The sequence below is a fragment of the Thermodesulfobacteriota bacterium genome (genome assembly GCA_036482575.1).
GTDB lineage: Bacteria > Desulfobacterota > GWC2-55-46 > GWC2-55-46 > JAUVFY01 > JAZGJJ01.
Genome location: JAZGJJ010000168.1, coordinates 1 through 7,925 on the forward strand (window position 1 = coordinate 1; position 7,925 = coordinate 7,925).

Below are 7,925 nucleotides of genomic sequence, written 5' to 3' on the forward strand. Positions count from 1 at the left end.
ATCTTGAGGAGGGGGGGATTGTCTGAGGGTGCCAAACCGCCGATTTTTCCGCCATACGTCGTTGGTCGCACATTTTGGCTCCTCAACGTATATAAATATACGCCTGCGGGCCAAAATGTGTGCCTGCCTCGTCTGGCGGAAAACTTGACGGTTTGATGCGTTCACCCTGAGCCGTTCGACAAGCTCACGACAGGCCTGTCCTGAGCGAAGTCGAAGGGCCTGTCGAGGGGTTAGCGGGCGAAAATAAAAAAGATCGGCGTTAGACCTTTATCTCGTATGCCACTTTTTTCGGCCCTTTCACTAATGGAGGAACCGGGCTTTTCAGCAACTCTTCCAACTCCTCGGGCGTGAACTTCAGTGTGATTCTGTTGTTGTGTTTATCGACACGGCCCAGCTTCTTTCCGCCGAGATAGACGTCCGCGTGCCAGGTGCCGCGCTTGAAATCTATATGAGGGTCAACGTCCAGCCTGTCCTTGATTTTACGCACCTCTCCATCGGTCAGGTCATCGATGGTGCCTTTCTTGGTGAAGGTATGGTTAAAGCAGCTTTCCGGGTTTATACGGTGAAGGCCACTCTTGATACCGGTATTACCTTCCGGGTTCCAGCCTAATTTTGTTGGAGCGGCTATCACCTCAAAATGGAGGTGGGGTCCCGTAGCACGTCCGGTATCGCCAACCACACCTATCTTTTCTCCCTTTTTCACCGAATCCCCATGACTTACGTACGGCCCGTAAAGATGTGAATACAGTGTGTATAAATGATCTTCATCATTTTTAGCCTTTGGGGTATGGTCAATGATAATCAGATGTCCATAATGATAATGGAATGATGCCCTGACTACCTTTCCGTATTCACTCGCCACAATATCCGTGCCTCTCGGAGCCGCGTAATCGATCCCGGAATGGTGATAGTATTTTATTTTACCCGTCTTTTTGTCTTTTTTACGCCTTAATGTACCGTAAACATCGCTGATTGTGCCTTTGACCGGCTTTATGAGCCTCAATTCCCCCATTTCTCTCCCTCCTTAATAGTTAGCAACTTCCATTACAAGGAAGTGTCCTTTGCTGTGATGCGAGAAATCAGCCTCCAGCGACCTTACCCATTTGGTGCTTTCAAAGGCCAGCCACCTGCCGTTCGGGGAGGTCCCGATAAAGGTAATGTCGTCGTACATAATGTCCTCGTAAACCTTTTTAGCGGCGCACTCGGCGCGGGTCTCGGGCGGGGAGATGCGCCGTATGCAAGGGTCCATGTCTATATTGAAAACAATGTCCCCGTCGGGCAAAATCATGTAAGAACTTACCGTCTCATCGTGCTCGAATATCCTTTTGCAAGCGAGATTTCTATCCGGGATGTCACAACGGTAAATGAGGCGTAAGGTGTCGGGGCTATCTTCGCTCAGTTCGAAGTAAACCCTGTTTTCTTTGTCCGTGGCGAGCTTTCGGATGTTGCCTTTATATTCCGGCCCAAGCACAAAACGCCTGCTCCGGCCTCCCTTGCCGAAGAGTTCGACGAATAAAGCGTTCGGGTTATGTCCGTAACTTACCACGCCGGAGGAGTCCGGAAACCATACGGCCCCCGCGTGGTCCCAATCGTTACCGAACCACAGAGCTTCCCATCCGGGTTCCGGCATCTCCATGGCGGAGTCGTGCCCGGCCCCCAGGAAGGCCTTAAAACCGTCCGGCGAGACCACCTCCCGTTCGTGTAGTGAGTAACGTACCGCCGCGAACCTCTGTTTTTTGCCCGTAGCCACTTCATACCGATACAGGTCCGCCACGTGCCTCTCCCGGCCGGATGTTGCAATACCGTCCTTCTTGTCCGCCCTTTTAGAGGCGAGGTCCATATATACAAGCCACTTTCCATCAGCGGTGCAGTCAAGCGGAAAGTCGTCCTTGTCGGCGCTTATCTTCACCCTCTCGCCCGTCCATATATTCATAAGTCCCAGGGCGGAGTTCTTACCTCTAACCACGAACATGCTGTTACCGCACCAGAAGAGAGGTGTGCTACCATCGCCTTCAACGGCATCCCATACCAGATGGACCCCCTTGTTTAGCTCGATATTTCCTCTCGTACCTTCCGATACATGCCCCTTGACCGCACAGCCGCCAAGGAAAAGAAGGATGGATATGGATATCAGGAGGATTTTTTTCTTTATTGTATGCATTTTACGGTATCGACAGACAGGTCTTCGTAATATTTCCAGCCGCCTTTTTCCAACCTCAATGTCACCGGGACCGTCATGAAGATCGATTGCGGGCAAAACTCCTTGTACGCACGGACGTGTTTGGAAAGAACTATAGTCCCGTCGTCTTCCCATGACTCAACGCCGTACATGGCGTATTCGTACAGTTCGTAGGCTAACTCCGACACGAGCCCGCCGTCCTCAACGCGCCAGATAAAGACGCCGTTTTTCCCGTAGCCGGTTTCGTCTCCGGGGGTCGTGATAAGGCGTTTTCTATCGGGAGAGAAACCAGGGAAGGTGTGAATCCTGTGCGTCTCGCCGGTCCCCCCGGCTACCATGACGTAGTCGAAGCCCTCGTACTGCTTTACGAAGACGAGGTAGAGTTCCTCGTCCCTGTAGTAGTTAAGGAACCGGTAACTTTCGCACTCGTATTGCTGCGCCTCGCAGCCCTCGAAGTCCGTAAGGGTCGCGTAAGAACCGGTCCTTAATTTGAAGTATAGAGTATCGCCTTCCCTTTTGACGTATGTTGAGAACTTCTTTATCCGGGCCTCCTCGTTAGGGAAGAAAAACTGAAAGTAGTCGTCCTCTTCCGACGACACGCGATTTTTGCCCGCACAACCGCCGAGGGAAAGGAGGATGGATAGAGACAAAAGTAAGATCCTTTTCCTTATTGATGGCATCTTACAGCATCGGGAGAGAGGTCTTCGTGGAATATCCAGCCGTCTTCCTCCAGTTTCAGGGTTACCGGAACCACCATGCCATTCGACTCCGGACATAACTTCCCGTCGGAATGAGTATCCTTGGAGAGCAGTATGGTACTGTTGTCCTTCCATGCGACAAAGCTATACAGGGCATACTCCTGCGGCTTCTTTGTAAGCTCGGATACCAGTTGGCCGCCTTCAAAGCGAAGAATGAAGACCCCGTCTTCGTTATAAGCGTCGCTTGCAGAAGCCGCAATAAAACGTTTTCTGTCCGGAGATATTTCCGGAAACTCGGCGATCCCGTACAATTCCCCTGTTCTATCGGATATCATGGTGTATGAGTCTCCTTCATAGTAACGCTCAAAAACAAGGTAAAAACCGACATCCTGAAGATAATCGATAAACTCGTACGAGACGTATGCGCCTCCGACTGCGCCCTCCAACGAATTCGTAAAAGTAACATCCGGTCCCGATTCCGTTGTCAGGGATAGGGTGCCGCCTTCTCTTTTGACATATGCCGCATACTTCTTTATTTGTGCCGGCTCCGAAGTAAACAGTCTGCCCCCGAGGCATACTGTCGGTTGCACAGGAATAAATAGCAATAAACAAAAGATAAGCAACGATATCCGAAAGCAAGAGTTCTTACTCATTTTACCTCGCACCGGGCATTGGAGTTCTTCTTCGGGACCGGCTTCGATTATAGCAAGACGAGGCCGGATAAACAAACGCCTATACCCTAATAGGGTATCTTTTCTACCCCTAATCCCGTACCTCTTTGTTTTTATGGGGGAAACCGCGGGAAGTTATTCTACCCGACCGGGCGTATGTCGGTTAACGCCATACGCGCTCTCAGAGTGCCCTAAAAGCTTGTAATCCCGCGGAAAGAGTGCTATTCTAATATTTTTTACGGCTTTGGATCGACCATTAATTAATGAGGCTACCTACCCATCTAAGGAGGCCGCTCGGCCGGCCGAGCAGCCTTCATCGTATGAAGGCCATCTTGAGAGAGAGGGGCCTTCACACCGTATGCGAGTCCGCCAGGTGTCCCAACATAGGCGAGTGTTTCTCGAAGCCCACGGCCACCTTCATGGTACTCGGGGACTCGTGCACCCGGAGGTGCGGTTTTTGCAGCGTGGATAAGGCCGGAGGGCCGTCAATTGTAGACCCCTCTGAGCCGGAAAACGTCGCCGATGCGGCAAAGGAGCTCGGCCTACGCCACGTGGTCGTTACCTCGGTTACGAGGGACGACCTGCCCGACGGCGGGGCCAGCCACTTTGCCTTGACAATAAAGGCACTTAGGGATACTATTTCAGACATTTCCATAGAGGTCCTCGTACCTGACTTCAAGGGTGACGAGGGGGCGCTTGGGACGGTTATAGAGGCCGGGCCGGACATATTCAACCACAACCTCGAAACCGTGGAGCGCCTCTACTCCGAGGTAAGGCCCGAGGCCGACTACCTCCTCTCGCTCGGAGTTTTAAAGAAGGCCTCGGACTCCGGCGTTATGACCAAGTCCGGCATAATGGTCGGCTTCGGGGAGAGCGCCGAAGAGGTAAAGGGGCTCTTAAGGGACTTGATGGAGGCGGGCTGCGACTCTGTAACCATAGGCCAGTACCTCCGGCCCACGCGGGAGAGCCTCGATGTTAAGGAGTATGTAGACCCGGAGATTTTCAAGGAGTACGAGCTTTACGGGAAAGAGATCGGAGTTGGATACGTATACTCGGGACCGTTCGTAAGGAGTTCGTATAACGCCGAGGAACTCTTTAACAGGCAGAAGAGAGCAGGATGATGGAAGAGTTTAACAGGATAAAGCGGCTTCCGCCCTACGTCTTCAATATCGTGAATGACTTGAAGGCCGAGGCCAGGGGGCGCGGCGAGGATGTAATAGACCTCGGCATGGGCAACCCGGACCAGCCCACGCCGCCCCACGTGGTGGATAAGGCCATCGAGGCCATACGTAACCCGAAGAACCACCGCTACTCGGCCTCGAAGGGCATCTATAAGCTCAGGCACGCCATAAGCCAGTGGTACAAGCGCCGCTACGACGTCGATATAGACCCCGACAGCGAGGCCGTGGCCACGATCGGCTCCAAGGAGGGGCTGGCGCATCTGGCCCTCGCCATACTCGGCCCCGGTGACGTCGTCTGCGTGCCGACGCCGACCTATCCCATACACGCCTACTCGGTCATAATCGCCGGAGGGGATTTAAGGAGCGTACCGCTCGTCCCCGGCGGGAACTTCCTCGAGGAGTTGGAGAAGGCGGTTAAGGAGACCTGGCCGAGGCCCAAGCTCCTCATCCTTAACTTCCCGCACAACCCGACGACCTCCGTGGTGGACAGGGACTTTTTCGTGAAGGTCGTCGAGTTCGCCCACGAGAACAAGATGATGGTCATTCACGACCTCGCCTACGCCGACATAGTGTTCGACGGCTACGAGGCCCCGAGCTTTCTCTCGGTGCCCGGCGCAAAGGAGGTCGGCGTGGAGTTCTTCACCCTCTCGAAGAGCTACAGCATGCCCGGCTGGAGGGTGGGCTTCGCCGTCGGCAACCCCAGGATGATAGGGGCGCTTACGAGGATAAAGAGCTATCTGGACTACGGCATGTTCCAGCCCATCCAGATCGCCTCCATAATAGCGCTGAACGGCCCGCAGGAATGCGTTGAAGAGGTCCGCACGCTCTACGGGAAGAGAAGGGACGTACTTGTCGATAGCTTTACCAAGGCCGGCTGGGAGATAGACAGGCCGAAGGCCACGATGTTCGTATGGGCGAGACTCCCGGAAGAGATGCGTAAGATGGGCTCGCTCGAGTTTTCCAAGTTCCTCCTTAAGGAGGCCGGAGTGGCCGTCTCTCCGGGGATAGGGTTCGGCGAGCGCGGGGACGAGTACGTGAGGCTCGCGCTCGTTGAGAACAGCCAGAGGATAAGGCAGGCCGCGAAGGGGATAAAGAAGGCTTTTTCCCTCCGGCGGGGCGTATAAGGCAGCCGGTAACTGAGAGAGGCATATGGAGAAGATAAACGTAGGGCTTATAGGTTTCGGCACGGTCGGGACCGGAGTTGTAAAGATACTGAAGGATAACGCCGGGGTCTTAAGGGACAAGCTCGGCTGCGAGGTGATTTTAAAGAAGGTCGCGGACAGGGACACAAAGAGGGACCGGGGGGTCGAGCTCGAAAAGGGAGTGCTCGTAAGCGACGCCTCGGAGATACTGAACGACCCGGAGATATCGATCGTTATAGAGCTTATCGGCGGCACGACTGCGGCGAAGGATATTACCCTTGAGGCCCTTAAGAAAGGGAAACACGTTGCCACGGCCAACAAGGCGCTGTTGTCCACGCACGCCCGTGAGATATTCGAGGCCGCGGCCAAAGGGGGGCTCAACATAGGCTTCGAGGCCAGCGTCGCCGGGGGGATACCGATTATAAAAGCGCTCCGTGAGGGGCTCGCGGCCAACAGGATAGAGTCCATGTACGGCATAATAAACGGCACGGCGAACTACATCCTCACGAAGATGAGCAAAGAGGGCGGGAAGTTCGAGGGTGTGCTGGCGCAGGCTCAGAAGAAGGGCTACGCCGAGGCCGACCCGGCCTACGACGTCGACGGCATCGACACGGCCCATAAGCTCGCCATACTCATAGACCTCGCCTACGGCACTTTCGTAAGTCTCGATGACATATACACCGAAGGCATAAGCAACATAACCGAGATAGACATAAAGTTCGCCGAGGAGTTCGGCTACGTTATAAAGCTCCTTGCCATAGCCAAGGCGCCCGGTGGGGTGGAGGGCGGCATCGAGGCGCGCGTGCACCCGACCATGATCCCGCTCGATCACCCGCTCGCATCGGTGGACGGGGTCTTTAACGCCGTCCACCTGAAGGGCGACGCCGTCGGCTCCACCATGTTCTACGGGATGGGGGCCGGCATGATGCCCACGGCGAGCGCGGTCGTGGCCGACGTGGTCGACATATGCAGGGACATCCTGAAGGGCTGCCCCGGCAGGCTCTCGCCGCTCGGCCATACCGAGGGGGCGGTAAAGGATGTGGAGATAAAGGGCATGGACGAGCTCGAAATGTCGTACTACCTGAGGTTCTCCGCCATGGACAGGCCCGGCGTGCTCTCGACCATATCCGGCGTGCTCGGCTCGCACAACATAAGCATCTCGTCGGTCATACAGAAGGGCAGGCAGGCGGGAGGGGCGGTGCCGCTGGTGATAATCACGCACAACGCGGTCGAGAGGGAGCTACGCTCGGCCATAAAGGACATAGAGAAGCTGGACGTTATAAAGGACGAGGTCAGGTTCATAAGGATAGAGGAGGGCCCGGATGCAGCTTAACAGGAAAGGCCTCTGGGAGGGTATTATAAGGGAGTACAGGGACTACCTGCCGGAGACTGGCGACGACGCGGTGGTGACGCTCCGGGAGGGCAATACCCCGCTTATAGAGGCGTCGAACCTGAAGGACGTCCTTGGCAAGATAAGGCTCATGCTCAAGTTCGAGGGGCTTAACCCCACCGGCTCCTTCAAGGACCGGGGCATGACGATGGCGGTCTCCAGGGCGAAGGCTGACGGCTCCAGGGCCGTCATATGCGCCTCGACGGGCAACACCTCGGCCGCGGCCGCGGCCTACGCGGCCAAGGCAGGGATGAAGGCCTACGTGCTGGTGCCCGAGGGGGCGGTCGCTCTGGGAAAGCTCTCGCAGGCCATGATGCACGGAGCGATGGTGTTGCAGGTAAAGGGCAACTTCGACGAGGCCCTGAACATAGTAAAGGAGATAGCCGGGGAATATCCGGTGACCATGGTGAACTCGCTGAACCCCTTCAGGCTGGAGGGGCAGAAGACCGCGGCCTTCGAGGTATGCGAGCACCTCGGCCACGCGCCGACCTACCACTTCATGCCCGTGGGCAACGCCGGGAACATCACCGCCTACTGGAGGGGCTACAAGGAGTACCACGAAAGCGGCATAATTTCGAGCCTGCCGAGGATGATGGGCTTCCAGGCCGCGGGCGCGGCGCCCATAGTAAGGGGGGAGCCCGTTAAAGACCCCGAAACCGTCGCC

Annotated in this window: 8 protein-coding genes; 4 read left to right on the forward strand and 4 right to left on the reverse strand. The window is 55.6% G+C overall.

Annotated features, from left to right (window positions below; all coding sequences use genetic code 11):
• Positions 1-259: 259 nt before the first annotated feature.
• The 4 genes from V3W31_07400 to V3W31_07415 all read right to left on the reverse strand — a co-directional run bounded on the left by V3W31_07400 (position 260) and on the right by V3W31_07415 (position 3,212).
• Positions 260-1,012 carry a M23 family metallopeptidase gene (locus V3W31_07400; protein ID MEE9614762.1) on the reverse strand — a complete coding sequence of 251 codons (753 nt, stop codon included), beginning with the start codon at positions 1,010-1,012 and terminating at the stop codon, positions 260-262.
• Between the two features lie 12 nt (positions 1,013-1,024).
• Complete coding sequence (locus V3W31_07405; protein MEE9614763.1) at positions 1,025-2,161, reverse strand: WD40 repeat domain-containing protein; 1,137 nt, start codon at positions 2,159-2,161, stop codon at positions 1,025-1,027.
• Positions 2,149-2,778: a hypothetical protein gene (locus V3W31_07410; protein MEE9614764.1), complete on the reverse strand. Its 630-nt coding sequence runs from the start codon at positions 2,776-2,778 to the stop codon at positions 2,149-2,151. The genes V3W31_07405 and V3W31_07410 overlap by 13 nt, the downstream gene beginning before the upstream one ends.
• A gap of 68 nt (positions 2,779-2,846) precedes the next feature.
• Complete coding sequence (locus V3W31_07415; protein MEE9614765.1) at positions 2,847-3,212, reverse strand: hypothetical protein; 366 nt, start codon at positions 3,210-3,212, stop codon at positions 2,847-2,849.
• 599 nt (positions 3,213-3,811) lie between these two features.
• On the opposite strand from V3W31_07415, the gene lipA reads away from it, so the two are divergent.
• The 4 genes from lipA to thrC all read left to right on the forward strand — a co-directional run.
• Positions 3,812-4,669 (forward strand): lipoyl synthase, encoded by an 858-nt coding sequence (gene lipA / locus V3W31_07420; protein MEE9614766.1) that lies wholly within the window; start codon positions 3,812-3,814, stop codon positions 4,667-4,669.
• Positions 4,666-5,853 (forward strand): alanine transaminase, encoded by a 1,188-nt coding sequence (alaC, locus tag V3W31_07425; protein ID MEE9614767.1) that lies wholly within the window; start codon positions 4,666-4,668, stop codon positions 5,851-5,853. The genes lipA and alaC overlap by 4 nt, the downstream gene beginning before the upstream one ends.
• A gap of 25 nt (positions 5,854-5,878) precedes the next feature.
• Positions 5,879-7,204, forward strand: coding sequence for a homoserine dehydrogenase (locus V3W31_07430; GenBank protein MEE9614768.1), 1,326 nt, complete (start codon positions 5,879-5,881; stop codon positions 7,202-7,204).
• On the forward strand, positions 7,194-7,925 hold a 732-nt coding region (gene thrC / locus V3W31_07435), incomplete at its 3' end, for a threonine synthase (protein ID MEE9614769.1). The genes V3W31_07430 and thrC, both read left to right, overlap by 11 nt.

What these genes read in the sequence shown, in the direction of transcription:
- V3W31_07405 (MEE9614763.1), bottom strand. Translation starts at nt 2,161, where the DNA reads ATGCATACAATAAAGAAAAAAATCCTCCTGATATCCATATCCATCCTT.
- lipA (MEE9614766.1), top strand. Translation starts at nt 3,812, where the DNA reads ATGAGGCTACCTACCCATCTAAGGAGGCCGCTCGGCCGGCCGAGCAGC.
- V3W31_07430 (MEE9614768.1), top strand. Translation starts at nt 5,879, where the DNA reads ATGGAGAAGATAAACGTAGGGCTTATAGGTTTCGGCACGGTCGGGACC.
- alaC (MEE9614767.1), top strand. Translation starts at nt 4,666, where the DNA reads ATGATGGAAGAGTTTAACAGGATAAAGCGGCTTCCGCCCTACGTCTTC.
- V3W31_07400 (MEE9614762.1), bottom strand. Translation starts at nt 1,012, where the DNA reads ATGGGGGAATTGAGGCTCATAAAGCCGGTCAAAGGCACAATCAGCGAT.
- V3W31_07415 (MEE9614765.1), bottom strand. Translation starts at nt 3,212, where the DNA reads ATGATATCCGATAGAACAGGGGAATTGTACGGGATCGCCGAGTTTCCG.